Origin of the sequence: Halospina sp. K52047b, from assembly GCF_008709855.1 — a bacterium.
GTDB classification, from domain to species: Bacteria; Pseudomonadota; Gammaproteobacteria; order Pseudomonadales; family Oleiphilaceae; genus Halospina; species Halospina utahensis_B.
In genome coordinates, this window is record NZ_VYJH01000008.1 from 92954 (window position 1) to 109245 (window position 16292).

Genomic DNA, 16292 nt, shown 5'->3' on the forward strand with positions numbered 1-16292 from the left:
ACCCTTTGCCCCGCTGCCAGCAATTGAGGTGACCCGTGAGCCCCATCCTCTCCATTGAGAATCTCGACAAGACCTACCCGGACGGATTCCAGGCACTCAGGAACATCAACCTGGCGATTCACAAAGGGGAGATTTTCGCGCTCCTGGGCCCCAATGGCGCCGGCAAGACCACGCTGATCAGTATCATCTGCGGCATCGTCAACGCCACCGGCGGCCGGGTCACCGTGGACGGTTACGACATCCAGCGTGACTATCGCCAGACGCGTTCCCGCATCGGCCTTGTCCCCCAGGAGCTGACCCGGGATGCGTTCGAGACCGTCTGGGACAAGGTCAGCTTCAGCCGCATGCTGTTCGGCAAGCCGCGCGATGACGCCTATCTGGAAAAGGTGCTGCGCGATCTTTCCCTGTGGGAAAAGCGCAACAGCCAGCTGCGCATGCTCTCCGGGGGCATGAAGCGGCGGCTGCTCATTGCCAAGGCACTGGCTCACGAGCCGTCAGTGCTGTTCCTTGATGAGCCCACGGCCGGTGTGGACGTTGAACTGCGCCAGGGCATGTGGGAGACGGTGGAGTACCTGCGCCAGAGTGGCGTCACCGTGATCCTCACCACCCATTACATCGAGGAAGCGGAAGAGATGGCGGACCGCATCGGCGTCATCAATCAGGGCGAGATCGTTCTGGTGGAAGACAAGAAGCAGCTCATGCGCAAGCTGGGGACCAAGCAGCTGGTGCTGCAGCTGCGCGAGTCGCTGGAGGCCATTCCCGCAGCTCTGGCGGATTACGATCTGGGGCTCTCCGAGGACGGCAGCGCGCTGATCTACACCTATGAGACGCAGTCCGCCCGGACCGGTATTGACGACCTGATGCAGGCGCTGGGGGAGGCGGGGATCCGCTTTACGGACCTGCATACGACCCAGAGCTCGCTGGAGGACATTTTCCTGGACCTGGTGAACGGATCATGAATCTGCGCGGCATGTATGCCATCTACCATTTTGAACTGGCCCGGGCCCTGCGCACCTGGCTGCAGTCGATCATTTCCCCGATCGTGACCACCTCACTCTATTTCGTGGTGTTCGGGGCGGCCATTGGCTCAAGGGTGCAGGAGGTGGAGGGCGTTCCCTACGGGGCCTTCATCGTCCCCGGCCTGATCATGCTCATGCTGCTGACCCAGAGCGTGACCAACGCCTCCTTTGGTATTTTCTTCCCGCGCTTTACCGGCACCATCTACGAGGTGCTGTCCGCGCCCGTGTCCTACCTGGAGGTAGTGGTGGGCTATGTGGGCGCGGCGGCGACCAAATCCCTGGTGCTGGGGCTGATCATCCTCTTCACCGCCCAGCTGTTCGTGGACGTTCCCATCGCTCACCCCTTCCTGATGTTGGCGTTCCTGGTGCTGACCTCCTTCACGTTCAGCCTGTTCGGTTTCATCATCGGGATATGGGCGGAAGATTTTGAGCAGCTCCAGGTGGTCCCCCTGCTGCTGGTCATTCCGCTGACCTTCCTGGGTGGCACCTTCTACTCCCTCGATGTGCTGCCGGAGTTCTGGCAGACCGTGTCGCTGTTCAACCCCGTGGTCTACCTGGTCAGCGGTTTCCGCTGGAGCTTCTATGAAGTCTCGGATGTCCCGTTGCTGGTCAGCCTCGGCATGACCTTCTTCTTCATGCTCCTGTGCCTGACGCTGGTCTGGTGGATCTTCCGCACGGGGTATCGTCTCAAATCCTGAGCAGGGGATGCGCTCTGGCTCAGAAATAGAGCTGGGTTCCGATGGAAAAACCGTACAGCCGGTGTCCCTGTTTTTCCAGAAAACGATTGTATTCGATATTCAGCCCAGCGGCGCGGCTGAAATTGATCTGGAACCCAGCGCCATAGGAACCGGAAAATTCGCTTTTATTCAACGTGGAATCCGGGCGCTCAAAGCGGGCCTTGAACTCACTGAACCCGCCGAAGATGTAGAACGAGGATCGGCTGCCTATCGGCGCATGGGCGGTCATGTACGTGCTACCGAAATGCTGCACCTTGGTGTTGACCAGCTCACCATCCGGCGCCAGTGCGCTCTCATTCTCAATACCCGTGCCGTAGCGGGCTTCAACGGCAATATAGTCCAGTACGAAAACGCCACCCCTCAGGGTGATCATCGAGGGGGTTGCTGAAGTGATCAGCCGGTCGGAAGAGAACGTCAGGCGGGCGTACTGGGCTCCAAGAAAGGTTGTACCCTGATCGATGGGGCGTTGCGGCCCGGCTACGGCAAACGGAGAAGTAACGAGAAGCAGTGCCCCCAAAATAATGATGCGTTTCATTGAAGTTGTGTCCCTGAAGCCCATTGGTTTTCCATTGAGGCTGGATCATGGCATGCCTGTTTTTCCGGTCAATCCTCTCATCCAGTTCGGGGCTGGAATTGATGAATCATCCACATTTCACCGTATGAATCCGGTTGGATAGCTGCACCGTTAGCAGTCCGTACCGGCATTATGGTCAATGGCAATGGCGCCAGATTCGTCATAATCGGATTATCAGTCACAATCCGAGGAGAGGCTCATGGCCCGCGATGCAATGGGATACGCCCTGAGCGCGCTCAACCATCTGGCTGGTTCAGGGGTGCTTGACCGCCTGGGAGTACGGCGCACTGCTGAGAACATCAGCTATTACCTGAGTCGTTCCAGCTTCAGTGCGATCAGCACCAGCGCCCGCCAGTTCCGCAACCTCAATCCCCTCAAACGCCCCCAGCGCCTGCAGGCCTCCGGCGAGACCCGTGACCTGTTCGATCTGAACATCACGGACGAGCAGCGCATGATCCGTGAAAGCGTGCAGGAATTCGCCCGCGAGGTGCTCCGGGAGCGCGGGGAACCCGCGGACGCGGAGCAGAGCATCGCGCCCGGAACCCTGGAGCAGGCCTCCGAACTCGGTCTGACGCTCTTTGCCGTGCCGGAGGCGCTGGGGGGGGCGGCCACGGAACGTTCCCCGGTCACCTCAATGCTGGTGGCGGAAGACCTGGCGCACGGGGACATGGGGCAGGCCATTGCCATCCTCGCGCCTGTTTCCGTGGCGAATGCGCTCACCCAGTGGGGGAGTGCCCACCAGCAGGGGACCTACCTGGTGGAATTCGCCGGCGACCACCCGCCGGTGGCCACCATCGCAGTTTCCGAACCCGCCCCCCTGTTCGATCCGTTGCGCCCGGCCTGCACCGCCAGCCGCCGGGGCGATCACTACGTGCTCAAAGGCACCAAGAGCCTGGTGCCGCTGGCGGCGCAGGCGGAGCTCTTCCTGGTGGCCGCGATGACCGAGGACGGGCCCGGCGTGTTCATCGTGGAAGGGGGCAGCCAGGGGCTCGGTGTCGAGGCGGATTTCGCCATGGGGGTCCGGGCCGGCGGCCAGGGGCGTGTCACCCTTGATGGTGTGACGGTGCCGGCGGCCAACCGGCTCGGCGCCGGTGATTTCGACTATCGGGCCTTCGTGGACCTGGGCACCCTGGCGTGGTGCAGCCTGGCCATCGGCACCAGCCAGGCGATGCTGGACTACGTGATCCCCTACGCGAATGAACGTACCGCCTTCGGCGAGCCGATCAGCCACCGCCAGGGTGTGGCCTTCCTGATCTCGGATATGGCCATCGAGCTGGATGCCATGCGCATGCTCACCTGGCGCGCTGTCTGCCGCGCCGAGCAGGGCCTGCCCTTCCGGCGTGAGGCGCACCTGGCTCGGACTCTGGTCAAGGATAAGGCCATGGGCATCGGCACCAACGGTGTACAGGTCCTGGGCGGCCACGGTTACACCCACGAATACCCCGTAGAACGCTGGTACCGGGACCTGCGGGCCACCGGTATCGCCTTCGGCGGCCTGCATCTTTAAGGGAGGGCATGGCATTAACCTGGAAATCCCGAAGAAATTCCGTTCACTGGTCAACAATGCCCACCAGGTCGCTGCGGGCACCTTCAGGCCCATTTCACGCTATTACGACCGGCATGAGCATGAGCGCCCGAGGGAGCTGGATATGCTGGCTTCGATTCTGGATGGGTTCAACGAGGGCGATCCCTCCAACTCGGCGGGCGCCGCGACCACCGGGGCCAGTGGCGAGGCTGGCACCGAAGGCGTGCGTAACGGCTCCAACATGGGCGTCTGTCTCGGCGCCATGGAGCTGTGCTACGGCGACGTGGCCCTGATGCTCTCGTTGCCCCGCCAGGGGCTGGGCAATGCCGCCATTTCCGCTGTTGCCACGGATGAGCAGAAGCAGCGATTCGAAGGTAAATGGGCGGCCATGGCTATCACCGAGCCCGGCTGCGGCTCGGATTCCGGCGCCATCCGGACCACGGCTCGCCGTGAGGGCGACGAGTACGTCCTCAATGGCGAGAAGATCTATGTGACCGCCGGTGAGCGGGCGGACTGCGTGGTGGTCTGGGCAACCCTGGATCCGTCCATGGGCAAGGCTGCCATCAAGTCATTCGTGGTGGAGTGGGGCACGCCCGGCATGGAGCTGGCGCGCCTGGAGAAAAAGCTGGGCATTCGGGCCTCGGACACCGCCGCCATCCACTTCCAGGACTGTCGGGTACCGGCGGAGAACCTGCTCGGGAGTCCCGAGGTCGACACCAGCAAGGGCTTTGCCGGTGCCATGCAGACCTTCGACAACACCCGTCCCCTGGTGGCGGCCATGGCGGTGGGCTGCGGCCGTGCCGCGCTGGAACGGTTGAAGGAACTCCTCGTCGACCAAGTGAATCTGGATTACGGTCAGCCCGTGGACAATGGCTCCGCCGTTGAGGCCGAGATCTACCGCATGGAGGCGGAATGGGAGGCCGCCTACTGGCTGACCGTGCGTGCCGCCTGGATGGCGGACAACCATCAGCCCAATTCGGTTCAGGCTTCCATGTGCAAGGCCAAGGCCGGGCGCGTGGGTAACTGGATCACCCTGCGCTGCGCCGAGCTGGCGGGCACCCTGGGCTACAGCGAGGAGGAACTGCTGGAGAAATGGGCCCGGGACTCCAAGATCCTGGACATCTTTGAAGGCACCCAGCAGATCCAGAACCTGATCATTGCCCGGCGCCTGCTGGGATTGAGTTCCAGCGAGCTGCGGTGATCGGCTGATTGCCTCAACGGGGGTCAGCGGTGACAATAACGCCTGTCATCGCTGTACCCGATCAGGAGGAATCATCACCGTGAAAGCCGTTTTCCTGGATGCCGATACCCTTGGGTCGGACGTGGACCTGGGCCCGATGCAGGCCGCCGCGGATCTGACCCTCCATGGAACCAGTGCTCCCGAACAGGTGGCCGAGCGCATCGCGGATGCCGAAGCCGTGGTCACGAACAAAGTGGTTCTAAGGGATGAGCATTTCGCGGCGGCGCCGGATCTCCGTGTCGTGGTCGTCACCGCCACAGGGGTCAATAACATCGACCTGGAAGCGGCCGAGGCCAGGGGCATCCGTGTGGTCAACGCCATCCGTTACGCCCGGCCCGTACTGGTCCAGCATACGTTCTCCCTGATTCTGGCCCTGGCCAACCGTCTGGTGGATTACGTCCAGGATGTACGCGCCGGCTGGTGGCAGCAGAGCCCCATGTTCTGTCGCATGGATCATCCCATCATCGAGCTGGAGGGCAGGACCCTTGTGGTGCTTGGGTATGGCGATCTGGGGCAGGGCGTGGCCCGGCTGGGGCAGGCCTTTGGGATGGATGTGCGGATCGCGGCCAGACCCGGGCAGCCGGAAGGGGAGGCGGATGGTTTCCCCCGGCAGTCGCTGGAGAGGCTGCTCCCTGTCGCGGATGTGCTTTCCGTGCACTGCCTTCTGAGCGATGACACCCGGGATCTGATCGATGCGCAGGCTCTCAGGACCATGAAGGAGTCCGCATTGCTGGTGAACACCTCCCGGGGCGGTATCGTTAACGAGCAGGCGCTGGCGGATGCCCTGCGCCAGGGCGACATTGCCGGCGCCGGCGTGGACGTCCTGACACAGGAACCGCCGGTGGATGGCAATCCCCTGCTTGCCGACGATATCCCCAACCTGCTGGTGACCCCGCACTGTGCCTGGGCGAGTCAGGAGGCCCGGCAGCGCATGGTGCAGCAGAGCGCCGACAACCTGCAGGCCTTCGCCGCCGGCACCCTGGAACGGTGGGTGGTGTGAGACTGACCCGTCAGGCCCATGAAGCGGTTGCCGGGGTGCTGGGCGAGGGCGGCCTGGCGCTGGACGCCACGGCCGGGAATGGCCATGACACCCGGTTCCTGGCGGAGCAGGTGGGCGCCACGGGCCATGTCTGGGCAATGGATATCCAGCCTGCTGCTATCGAGGCCACCCGAAACCAGCTTGCCGACGCCGGGCTTGGCGAGCGCGTGACCCTCCTTTGTGAAAGCCATGCCCATATCCGGGAGCAGGTTAGGCCCCACGGGGAGCGGCAGCTGGATGCCGTGATGTTCAATCTGGGCTATCTCCCCGGCAGTGACCGCACCCGCACCACCGGGGCGGACACGACAATCCCTGCTCTGGAACAGTCGATGGCAATGCTGGCCTCCGGCGGCTGTCTGTCGCTGATGGTGTACCGTGGCCACGATGGTGGCGAGGCCGAATGGAACGCCATCCGCGAATGGCTGACCGGGAGCGGTTATGAGTGGCGCATGCCTGTTGACCCGTCCGGCCACCGCGGTCCTGTCCTGGTGCTTCTTACACGCTGAATCCGCGTTTCGGTGGACAGCTGTTCCGGGTATTGCCACCCTGTCCCTGCGGGGAATTTTTCTGAAAGTCCGGTGGTCCGCTGGGGGAGGGTATAATGGCATGGTTGAGAACAGTGCTTCTGGCGCTGGCTGTGATGGTGCCAGCCCCAGCGCTGGCCGAGGGAGTCCCTCAGGACCGCACGCTGCACATTACCAATGGCGAGTGGCCACCCTATCTGGGCAGGGAAGAGCCCGGTTACGGCATTGCCTCCCGGATCGTGACCCGGGCGTTCGAGCGCGCCGGCTACCGGGTCGAGTATGAATTCCACCCCTGGGCCCGGTCCCTGTATCTTGCCCGCAGGGGCCAGCGTGACGGCACCGCGGTCTGGATGCCTTCCAGTGAGCGGCGCGAGGACTTCTTCATCAGTCGGCCGGTGATCGTCACCGAATACGTGTTCTTCCACCGGGCGGACATGCCGTTTGACTGGGAAAACACAGCCGATCTTGCCGAGTACCGCATTGGACTGACCCGCGGTTACGATTATGGCGACGTGATCGACCGGGTGACGAGCCAGGGGATTGCCATCACGGAAACCGTGTCATCGGATGAGCTGAATTTCCATAAGCTGCTGGCGGGCCGCATTGACCTGTTTCCCATGGACCGGGTGGTCGGCCAGCGGATAATCAGTGATCTTCTCAGTGAGAAAGAGGCGAAGGCGTTGACCTGGCATCCCGAACCGGTCCGTGAGGACCGGCTTCATCTGCTTCTCTCCCGCGAGGTGGCGGGCAATGCCGAGCGCATCGAGGATTTCAACCGGGCACTGAAAGCCATGCGCCGGGAAGGTGGGATCGAGCGGATCCTGGTGGACACGCTGGGTAACGACGTGCCCGCCGTGGAACGGCTCACCCCCGATCAGGTGGACTGACGCGCCCGGCCCAGTAGGGCTTCGGCGATCCGGTCCAGTGCCAGGGTGTCACTGACCGCCTCCATCTCCACTGCTGTTCCCGGCATCCCCCAGACCACGCTGGTCTCCTCGTTCTGGGCCACGGTGTAGGCGCCCAGCTCGTGCAGCTCCTTCATGCCCCTGGCTCCATCATCGCCCATGCCGGTGAGCAGGGCGGCAACGGCATTCTTTCCGGCTTCATTGGCCACGCTGCGGAACAGCACATCCACCGAGGGCCGGTGGCGATTCACCGGGTCACCGTCATGGAGCTGGCAGGTGTAGCGGGCACCGTCACGCTTGACGGTCAGGTGGCGGTTGCCGGGGGCTACATAGACGTGGCCGGGAATGATCCGCTGGCCATGCTGGGCTTCAGTGACCGTCACCGCGCAGGTGCCATCCATGCGGTTGGCAAAGGCCCGGCTGAACTCCTGGGGAATGTGCTGGGTGATGACCACCCCCGGGCTGTCCGGGGGCAGCTGCTCCAGAACGTGGCGCAGGGCCTCGGTGCCGCCGGTGGAGGCGCCCAGGGCGATGAGCCTCTCGGTGCTCTTCAGGTCACCGGGGCGGCGCTTGGGCAGCACCGAGCCCGCGCTGCGCTTTTCCCCGGCCGGGCGGGAACTGGCGGTAACCCGGGCGGAGGCGGCCATGCGGACCTTGTCCTGGATCTCCCGCGCGTAGTCCTGGAATTCGCTGGCGACGTTGACCTGGGGCTTGGCGACATAGTCGACGGCGCCGATCTCCAGCGCTTCCAGAGTGACCTCGGCGCCGTCCTGTGTCAGTGAGGACACCATGAGAACGGGCATTGGGCGCAGCCGCATGATGTTGCGCAGGAAGGTGATGCCGTCCATCTTCGGCATCTCCACGTCCAGCGTGATCACATCCGGATTGTGGGCCTTGATCTTCTCCCGCGCGTCATACGGATCGTGCGCGGTGTCCACCACCTCGATGTCCGGGGCATCGTTGAGCATTTCCGTCAGCATCTGGCGGATCAGCGCCGAATCGTCGACCACAATGGTGCGGATCATCTGGTACTCCCGGTTCATCGGTTATTCGAAAAGATCCACATCGCCGCCGGACACCGGTTCTTCCTCCAGTTCGTGGAGGTAGTGCTCCTCGCGTTCGATGAGTGTCTGGTTGCGGGTACGGTAGAGTTTCTTGCTGAAGGCGCGCCCGGTATCCGGGAAGAACTGTACCTTGCGCGGGTAGGCGCCTCCCAGGTCCCGGCTGATCAGTCCCAGGGATTCGGTCGCGCAGTATTCCATGGCGAACTCGATATTGCGCTGCCCGATGTCCGTGGTCACACCCTTCAGGACACGGCCCCCACCGAAAAGCTTGACCTCAAGGTCCTGGCGGCGAGCGCCGAGTTTCAGGATGCGGTTGATCAGCTGCTCCATGGCGTTATTGCCGTAGCGGGTGGCCAGGTTGACCGGGTCGTCCACCCAGCTTTCCGGGTCCCCGCCCCGTGTGGGCAGCATGAAGTGGTTCATGCCCCCCACGCCGCGTTTCGGGTCCCGGATGCAGGCAGCCACACAGGAGCCGAGGGTGGTGACGATCATCTCATCGCCCCGGCTCACATAGAACTCGCCGGGCAGCAGTTTGGCCGCCCAGACGTGGTTGACCGGGTCCCAGTAGCGCCGGATCCGCTCAAAGCCGGGCAGGGCGCGGGGCTGTCTTGGGTGGGTTGTGATCGCTGCTTCCGCCATGGTCAGTCCACTCGTTCGTAGATGGTACGGCCATGGGAGACAAAGCGTTCAGTGACCTTCCACAGGGATTCCGAGTGGCCGATGTAGAGCCAGGCGCCGGGCGCGGTGTAGCGGTGCAGCTGCTCGAACAGCTGCGCCTGAAGTTCCTTGTTGAAATAGATGACGGTATTGCGGCAGAACACGATCCGGAACCGTTCGCTGAAGGGCCAGTCGTGGAGCAGATTCTGGGTGTCGAAGGTGACCATGCGCCTGAGTGGCTCCTTCACCTTCGCCTTGCCGGCATTGCGGCCGGTTCCCCGGAGGAAGTAGCGTTTCTTCAGCAGCGCGGGCACACCGGAAAGCCGTCCCTCGTCGTAGATGCCCCGGCGGCCGTGTTCCACCACGCTGCTGTCCAGGTCGGTGGCGGTGATGGTCACCCTTTCGGCATCCTGTGCGCTGAGATTCTCCAGCACCGTCATGGCGATGGAGTAGGCCTCCTCGCCGGTGGAACAGCCTGCGGACCAGATGTTGATGGGCTCGCCGGCCCATTCCTGAAGGATCCCCGCCAGATGATCGAAGTGGTGGGATTCCCGGAAGAAGGCCGTGAGGTTGGTGGTCAGGGCGTTGACGAACTGGCCCATCTCCTCGCCATTGTCCTGTTCCAGCAGCTTCCTGTAGGAGGCGAAATCCGGCAGGCCCAGCGCTCTCAGGCGACGGGCGAGCCGGGAATACACCATCTGGTCCTTGGAGGGATTGAGCTGGATGCCGGTTTCGCCAGTCACCTTCTCGCGGATCCACTCAAAGTCCCCACGGGTGAACTGGAATTCCCGCTCCCGGGACACTATCGCCTACTCCCGCTCAGAACTCTTCCCATTCACTGTCATCATTGCCGTCTTCTGCCTGCTGTCCGGTGTTCCGGGCCGTCGCGCCGGTGTTGGCTCCGCCCGCCGCACTGCTCTGGGCGGACCTGGCCCCCGTGCCTGAACCATTATTGCCACGCTGGGCCAGTGTGGAACGCTGACCCTGGCTGCGGCTGCCCGCACCGCTGCTCTGGCGCTGTCCGCCTCCGGCACGGCTCCCGCTGGCCGCCTTCTGGCTGCCTGCGCCGCTGTCGCCGAAGAAGCTCATCAGATCCACCAGTGAGGTGGTCTGCTCATCCAGGGACTCGGAGGCCGCCGCTGCTTCTTCCACCAGGGCCGCGTTCTGCTGGGTGACCTCATCCAGCTGGGAAACGGCCTTGTTGATCTCGTCGATCCCGGAGGACTGCTGGTTGCTGGCCGCCGCGATCTCGGCGATCTTGTCAGTCACCGTCTGGACCGAGTTGATGATCTCGTTAAGGGTCTCGGTGGATTCGTCCACCAGCTTGGTGCCGTGCTCGACCTTCTCGCTGGAGTCCTTGATCAGCTTCTTGATGTCCTTGGCGGCGGAGGCGCTGCGCTGGGCCAGGTTGCGGACCTCGGCGGCCACCACGCCGAATCCGCGCCCGTGCTCGCCCGCACGCGCTGCCTCGACGGCCGCGTTCAGGGCCAGCAGGTTGGTCTGGAAGGCGATCTCGTCGATCACCGTGATGATGTCATTGATCTCGCTGGACGAACTCTTGATCTCGCTCATGGCATCCACCACCTGGCGGGCGATCTCACCACCGCGCTCGGCTTTTTCGCGCGCCGCCGTAGCCAGCTGGTTGGATTCCTGGGCGTTGTCCGCATTCTGCTTCACGGTGGAGGTGATCTCCTCCATCGATGAGGCGGTTTCCTCCAGGGAACTGGCCTGCTCCTCGGTACGCTGGGACAGGTCCTGGTTGCCCTGGGCGATCTCCTTGGCCGCGGAGTCGATGTTGCCGGTGGCATCGGTGATCTGTTCAACCGTGTTGCGCAGCACATCCACGGTTTCGTTGACCGCCTCCTGGAGTCGACCGAAGTCGCCCTCGAACTCGCCCTGCATCTTGTCATGCAGGTTGCCATCCGCGAGGTTCTTCATGACGCGGATCACTTCCTGAGTGGGCCGCTGGGCGGCGTCCACGACCCTGTTCACGTCCGCGCTCAGATCCTTGATGAAGCCCTCGGACATGGCGTCGGTGTCGACCCGCTCGTCGAGCCGCCCCTCACGGACCTGGTTGATCATATCCTTGAGTTCCGAGCGGACCTGCTCCTCGTTCTCCTCGCGCTCGCGCTCCTCGGTCTTATCAAACCATTCAATGGTGTTGCCCAGGAATTCGCCCCGCTCGCTCTCTTCCCCGGTAATAGCGATGTCGAAGCGCAGCCGGCCGATGTCCACAGTCTCGTGGATGGCGTCATTGCGGACCTTGTTCATCTGGCGGGCAATGGAACGCAGCTGGGGGAAGGTATCCACCAGATCCTCGCCCTCCAGTCCCTTGGCACGAAAGCCCCGGTTCTCTTCAGCGAGGTCGCGCTCATAATCGCGCAGCAGGTCCTGCATGCGTTCGTTGAGGTAGTCGATGCGGCCCTCTGGGTCCGTCGTCATCATTGCCGTGGTCGCGGTATGCAGGGCCAGCTTGGTGCGCTGGAGGGCCTCGTATTCCGCCGGGTCAATGGTGACCTGGTTACTCTGGTTGGTGCTGGCCATGGTCTTGCTCTCCCGTGACTCGGTCTGTTGTGTCTTCTGTTCGTCTCTGGGGCCGGTGGCCGGTTCAGGTTCCGGCTCCGGGGGTGTTCCGTCGCTGTCTTCCATCCATGCCAGCGGATCATTGCCCAGTTTCTGCCGCCGGCCTCCGCCACGGCGCCCGGAGCCGCCGTTGCGGTTACTGCGGTTGTTCTCGGCCATCAGCGCACTCTCCCCAATCTCAGATCCTCCACCAGGGCCGCGTAGTCGGCGGCGCCGTTACTGGTGGCCTGGTATTCAAAAACCGTTCTGCCGAACCCCGGCGCTTCCGCCAGGGCTACGTTCTCCCGGATCGGCGTCTGCAGCAGCTGCCCCGGGAAGTGGTTCACCAGGGTTTCCTGCACCTCGCGCGACAGTCGCCGCCGGGTCTGGAAGCGGGTCAGGACCAGCCACTTGCGGCTGGCTCCCTGCATCCGTTCCTCGACCTTTGAAAGCGTCTGCATCAGCGTGGACAGCCCCTGCAATGACAGGAAATCGCAGGACACCGGTATCACCAGGTCATCGGCGGCGAGCAGGGCGTTCATGGCCAGCAGCCCGGAGGAGGGCGGGCAGTCCATGATCACCCATTCCGGTGCCTCGCTGGCGCTTTCCGTTTCCAGTTCGTACAGCGCTTCGTTCAGCCACCAGCCGCGCTCCGGGCCGCCCTCGTCCAGGGTCTCGAAGCTGCGCAGTCCGGGGCCGGCACAGATCAGATCCAGGTGTTCGCGAACGTTCTGGCGGTGATCCACCAGGCGCTCCTCGTTCAGGAGCACCCGGTCGAGCCCGGGCAGGCGGTTGTCCGCGCCCAGGCTGGTGCCCATGTGCCCCTGCGGGTCCATGTCGATGCCCAGAACCCATTCACCCAGCCGTGCCATACCATGGGCGAGGTGAACGCTGGTGGTCGTCTTGCCGACACCACCTTTCTGGTTCAGGACCGCGACAGCACGCATGGGTCAGTCGCCGTCCCCGCCCACCCCGGCGTCCTCGCCGAGCAGGCTGTCCACGTCCAGTACGATCACCATCTTGTCCTCCATGGTGGCGAGGCCGCGGATGAAGTCCGTCCGGATCACGGTGCCGAACTCGGGCGGTGGCCGGAGCTGGTCTTCGTTGATCCCATAGACCTCGGAAAGTGCATCCACGATCAGACCCATGATCCGCTCCCGGTTGCCGTGGATGACCTTGACCAGCACCACCACGGTGAACTGGGTGTATTCCAGCGTTTCCATGCCGAAACGCTCGCGCAGGTCCACCACCGGCACGATGGTGCCTCGCATATTGATGACCCCCTTCACGTAGGGAGGGGTGTTGGGAATGGGGGTGGCGGTATCCCAGGCCCGGATCTCCTGGACCCTGAGGATGTCCACACCGTATTCCTCATCCCCCAGCGTGAAGGTGAGATACTGGTCGCCGTCGCCCACGGTGCCCTGGAGTGCGGCATCCTGCTGGGTGGTAGCGACGCTGTTGGTCTTGTCGCTTGCGGATTCGCTCATCAGTTATTGGCTCCCTTCGTGAGCACTTCGTCGCGTGCCTGGGCCAGCTCAAGAAGCCCGGCAATGTCGAGGATCAGCGCCACGGTGCCATTGCCCAGGATGGTTGCCCCGGCAAAGCCGGTCACCGGCCGATAATTACTCTTGAGGCTCTTGATCACGACCTGCTGCTGGCCGAGGAGTTCGTCCACGTGGAGCCCGACGTAACGGTCGTCTTCTTCCACGACCACCATCAGCTCGTTCTCCAGATCGCCCCCGCCGGCCTCGTTGAACAGCTCCCGCAGGCGGATGATGGGAATGTAGTCGTCCCGCCACTCATAGAGCTCGGAGGTGCCGGCCATGCGCTTGATCTTGCCGCCCTGCATCTGCAGCGACTCCATGATCGAGATCAGCGGCACCACATAGACCTGGTCGCCCACCCGGAACAGCTGCCCGTCGAGGATGGACAGGGTCAGCGGCAGGTGGATGGCGAAGCGCGTCCCCTTGCCGGGGGTTGAATTGACGGTGATGTTGCCGCCCAGTGCCTTGATGTTGCGTTTGACCACGTCCATGCCCACGCCACGACCGGAGACGTCGGTGGCCTCATCATGGGTGGACAGGCCGGGATGGAAGATGAAGTCGAAGACCTGCTCGTCGGAGAGTTCCGAACCGTTTTCCACCAGCCCCGCCTCGCGGGCCTTGTTGAGCAGCCGGTCACGGCTGATGCCGCCACCGTCATCGTTGATCTCGATGACGATGTAGCCGCCCTTGTGGTAGGCGTTCATCTCCAGGGTGCCGGTCTCTGGCTTGCCCAGCTCGGCGCGTTTTTCCGGGGGCTCAATGCCGTGATCCATGGCGTTGCGGACCAGGTGGACAAGCGGGTCGATGATCTTCTCCATCACCGTCTTGTCCAGTTCGGTCTCCTCGCCGTTGAGCTGCAGGTCCACCTTCTTGCCCAGCTGGCGCATCAGGTCATGGACCATGCGCGGCAGGCGCGAGTAGGCGAAGCTGATCGGCACCATGCGGATGCGCATGACGTTTTCCTGCAACTCGCGGGTGTTGCGCTCAAGCTGCGCCAGGCCGTCCTGGAGCTTCTCCAGTTTGTCCATGGTGAAGTTCTCGCCCAGCTCGTTGAGCATGGACTGGGTGATGACCAGTTCACCGACCATATCGATGAGGTTGTCGATCTTGCCCGTGTCCACCCGGATGGAGCTGCTGGTGCTGGCATTGCCGCCGCTGCTCTGCTGTGCCGGCTTCTGTTGCGTGTCGTCGCCCGCCGGCTCTCCGGCGCTGGCCGCCTCGGGTTCCGGGGCCGCGGTGGTGGTATCCCCGCCGGCCGGTTCCAGAGGCTCAATGGTCAGGGAGCAGTCATCCTCGACCCACTCGAACACCTCTTCAATGGCTTGCCGCTCGACACCTCCATACAGGTCAATGGTCCAGCTCAGAACACACTGTTCCGGGTCAAGGTCCGGCAGGGCGGGGAGACTGCTGCTGTCGCAGCTCACCTGGATCTCACCGAGTTCGCTCAGTTCCTCCAGCAGCCGCAGCGGGTCGTTGCCGGTCATGAACAGGTGGGGTTCGGGTGTAAAACCGATCCGCCAGCCGCCGCCCGGGCCGGAGCCATCGTCAGCCGTAGCGGTGCTGCCAGCATCATCACCAGCATTACCGTCGCTGCTGCTGCCGTCGTCATCGTCGCCGTCGACCATGGCCGCCAGCCGGGTGGTGATGTCGGCCGCCTGCTGGGGATCCGCTTCAGTGCCATCACGCTCCGCCTGGAGCAGGGAGCGCAGGCAGTCCACGGACGCCAGAAGCAGGTTGATCCCGTCGGTGGTCACCTCGCTTTCGCCTTCCCGCAGGCGGTCCAGCAGGGTTTCAAGCTTGTGGGTCAGATCGGTGACTGAGTTCAGGCCGAAGGTCCCCGCGCCGCCCTTGATCGAGTGGGCCGCCCGGAAGATGTCATTGAGCTGTTCGACGTCGGGTTCGCCGGCCGTCATGTTGAGCAGGCCGTTTTCCATGTCGTCCAGTCCCTCGAAGCTTTCTTCGAAGAAGGTCTGCAGGAACTGGTTCATGTCGATGCTCATAGCCACTCCGGCCTGTGATTCCGGTGAATTCGGTGCTTACCGCACAACCTTGCGGACGGCGCCCATCAGTTTTTCCGGATCAAAGGGTTTGACCAGCCAGCCGGTTGCGCCGGCCGCCTTGCCTTCCTGTTTCTTTTCCGGGGCCGACTCGGTGGTCAGCAGCAGAAGCGGCGTGAACCTGTAGTTGGGCAGTTTGCGCAGCTCCTTGATCAGCGTGATGCCATCCATGTTCGGCATGTTCACGTCGGTGATGACCGCGTCGAACTTCTGCTGTTTGGCCTTGTCCAGTGCCGCCTTGCCGTCAGGGGCATCCACAACGCTGTGGCCGTTCTGCTTGAGCGTGTGTGAGACCATCTGCCGCATCGAGGCGGAATCATCCACCGCGAGAATGTTTGCCATCGTCAACTCCTTGCCGCTTGCCGGCGTTTCAGAATAGTCACGCAGTTTCGGTGCCAAGAAGGGATTCCGCTTCGGCAAGGCACCGCGGGCGGTTACGCCATTCCCAGTCACGCCCCTGCATTTCAGCCTGTCGCCGGAATGCCAGCAGAAGCTGGACGCCCGCGGTATCGACCCTTTCGGTATCGGTACCATCCAGAATCGCAGTACCGTCCGCATCCAGGGCGCTGGAGAGCTGCTGGTACAGCATGCCCGCCATGGAGATGTCCACCTGGGCACCAAGGACCACGACATTACTGGAATCTTCACTCATCCAGGCATTTCCTCTTGAAGGACTGGTCATGACGACTACGGCAGATGATAGCGGCGGGATCATCAAGAGTCCGCCTGTTTATATCGCTGTGACAACAGTTAACGGCTGCATATGGCGATACTTGAGAAATCCCCGTTGTTGTGCGGACAGGAGTCCGCATCGCGACATCAGTCATTTTGAACAGGGTGCTCGA

17 protein-coding genes are annotated in these 16292 nt (G+C 63.2%); 7 read left to right on the top strand and 10 right to left on the bottom strand.

The window, feature by feature from the left end:
* The first annotated feature begins 35 nt into the window (after nucleotides 1-35).
* Both F3089_RS11150 and F3089_RS11155 read left to right on the top strand, forming a co-directional pair.
* Entirely contained in the window at nucleotides 36-959 is a 924-nt protein-coding gene (locus F3089_RS11150) for an ABC transporter ATP-binding protein (RefSeq protein WP_095617943.1), read from the top strand.
* Entirely contained in the window at nucleotides 956-1717 is a 762-nt protein-coding gene (locus F3089_RS11155) for an ABC transporter permease (RefSeq protein WP_095617942.1), read from the top strand. The genes F3089_RS11150 and F3089_RS11155 overlap by 4 nt, the downstream gene beginning before the upstream one ends.
* Nucleotides 1718-1736: 19 nt before the next feature.
* Here F3089_RS11155 and F3089_RS11160 read toward each other — a convergent pair whose 3' ends face one another.
* Entirely contained in the window at nucleotides 1737-2315 is a 579-nt protein-coding gene (locus tag F3089_RS11160) for an outer membrane beta-barrel protein (RefSeq protein ID WP_095617941.1), read from the bottom strand.
* 214 nt (nucleotides 2316-2529) lie between these two features.
* Here F3089_RS11160 and F3089_RS11165 point away from each other — a divergent pair, with 214 nt between their 5' ends.
* From F3089_RS11165 to F3089_RS11185, 5 genes are all read left to right on the top strand, one after another.
* Nucleotides 2530-3837 carry an acyl-CoA dehydrogenase family protein gene (locus tag F3089_RS11165; RefSeq protein ID WP_151440874.1) on the top strand — a complete coding sequence of 436 codons (1308 nt, stop codon included), beginning with the start codon at nucleotides 2530-2532 and terminating at the stop codon, nucleotides 3835-3837.
* A 13-nt stretch (nucleotides 3838-3850) separates the two neighbouring features.
* Nucleotides 3851-5056 carry an acyl-CoA dehydrogenase family protein gene (locus F3089_RS11170; protein WP_151440875.1) on the top strand — a complete coding sequence of 402 codons (1206 nt, stop codon included), beginning with the start codon at nucleotides 3851-3853 and terminating at the stop codon, nucleotides 5054-5056.
* 79 nt (nucleotides 5057-5135) lie between these two features.
* Nucleotides 5136-6095 (top strand): D-2-hydroxyacid dehydrogenase, encoded by a 960-nt coding sequence (locus F3089_RS11175; protein WP_151440876.1) that lies wholly within the window; start codon nucleotides 5136-5138, stop codon nucleotides 6093-6095.
* Nucleotides 6092-6640: a tRNA 5-(aminomethyl)-2-thiouridylate-methyltransferase MnmM gene (mnmM, locus tag F3089_RS11180; RefSeq protein WP_192497355.1), complete on the top strand. Its 549-nt coding sequence runs from the start codon at nucleotides 6092-6094 to the stop codon at nucleotides 6638-6640. The genes F3089_RS11175 and mnmM overlap by 4 nt, the downstream gene beginning before the upstream one ends.
* A 95-nt stretch (nucleotides 6641-6735) precedes the next feature.
* The gene (locus F3089_RS11185) at nucleotides 6736-7545 is read left to right on the top strand and encodes a substrate-binding periplasmic protein (RefSeq protein WP_151440878.1); all 810 of its coding nucleotides are present in this window, start codon (nucleotides 6736-6738) and stop codon (nucleotides 7543-7545) included.
* Here the strand turns inward: F3089_RS11185 and F3089_RS11190 are convergent.
* From F3089_RS11190 to F3089_RS11230, 9 genes are read right to left on the bottom strand one after another with little or no spacing between them, the layout of a single operon-like run.
* Nucleotides 7533-8606, bottom strand: coding sequence for a protein-glutamate methylesterase/protein-glutamine glutaminase (locus F3089_RS11190; RefSeq protein WP_151440879.1), 1074 nt, complete (start codon nucleotides 8604-8606; stop codon nucleotides 7533-7535). The genes F3089_RS11185 and F3089_RS11190 overlap by 13 nt on opposite strands.
* A 3-nt stretch (nucleotides 8607-8609) precedes the next feature.
* Nucleotides 8610-9266 carry a chemoreceptor glutamine deamidase CheD gene (cheD, locus tag F3089_RS11195; protein WP_151440880.1) on the bottom strand — a complete coding sequence of 219 codons (657 nt, stop codon included), beginning with the start codon at nucleotides 9264-9266 and terminating at the stop codon, nucleotides 8610-8612.
* A 2-nt stretch (nucleotides 9267-9268) separates the two neighbouring features.
* Nucleotides 9269-10087: a CheR family methyltransferase gene (locus F3089_RS11200; protein WP_151440881.1), complete on the bottom strand. Its 819-nt coding sequence runs from the start codon at nucleotides 10085-10087 to the stop codon at nucleotides 9269-9271.
* A 16-nt stretch (nucleotides 10088-10103) separates the two neighbouring features.
* Nucleotides 10104-12026 carry a methyl-accepting chemotaxis protein gene (locus tag F3089_RS11205; RefSeq protein ID WP_151440882.1) on the bottom strand — a complete coding sequence of 641 codons (1923 nt, stop codon included), beginning with the start codon at nucleotides 12024-12026 and terminating at the stop codon, nucleotides 10104-10106.
* The gene (locus F3089_RS11210) at nucleotides 12026-12793 is read right to left on the bottom strand and encodes a ParA family protein (protein WP_151440883.1); all 768 of its coding nucleotides are present in this window, start codon (nucleotides 12791-12793) and stop codon (nucleotides 12026-12028) included. The genes F3089_RS11205 and F3089_RS11210 overlap by 1 nt, the downstream gene beginning before the upstream one ends.
* Before the next feature lie 3 nt (nucleotides 12794-12796).
* Nucleotides 12797-13333: a chemotaxis protein CheW gene (locus tag F3089_RS11215; protein ID WP_151440884.1), complete on the bottom strand. Its 537-nt coding sequence runs from the start codon at nucleotides 13331-13333 to the stop codon at nucleotides 12797-12799.
* Nucleotides 13333-15390 (bottom strand): chemotaxis protein CheA, encoded by a 2058-nt coding sequence (locus tag F3089_RS11220; protein WP_151440885.1) that lies wholly within the window; start codon nucleotides 15388-15390, stop codon nucleotides 13333-13335. The genes F3089_RS11215 and F3089_RS11220 overlap by 1 nt, the downstream gene beginning before the upstream one ends.
* A 36-nt stretch (nucleotides 15391-15426) precedes the next feature.
* Entirely contained in the window at nucleotides 15427-15789 is a 363-nt protein-coding gene (locus F3089_RS11225; protein ID WP_151440886.1) for a response regulator, read from the bottom strand.
* A gap of 37 nt (nucleotides 15790-15826) precedes the next feature.
* Nucleotides 15827-16099: an STAS domain-containing protein gene (locus F3089_RS11230; protein ID WP_160898635.1), complete on the bottom strand. Its 273-nt coding sequence runs from the start codon at nucleotides 16097-16099 to the stop codon at nucleotides 15827-15829.
* Nucleotides 16100-16292: the final 193 nt, after the last annotated feature.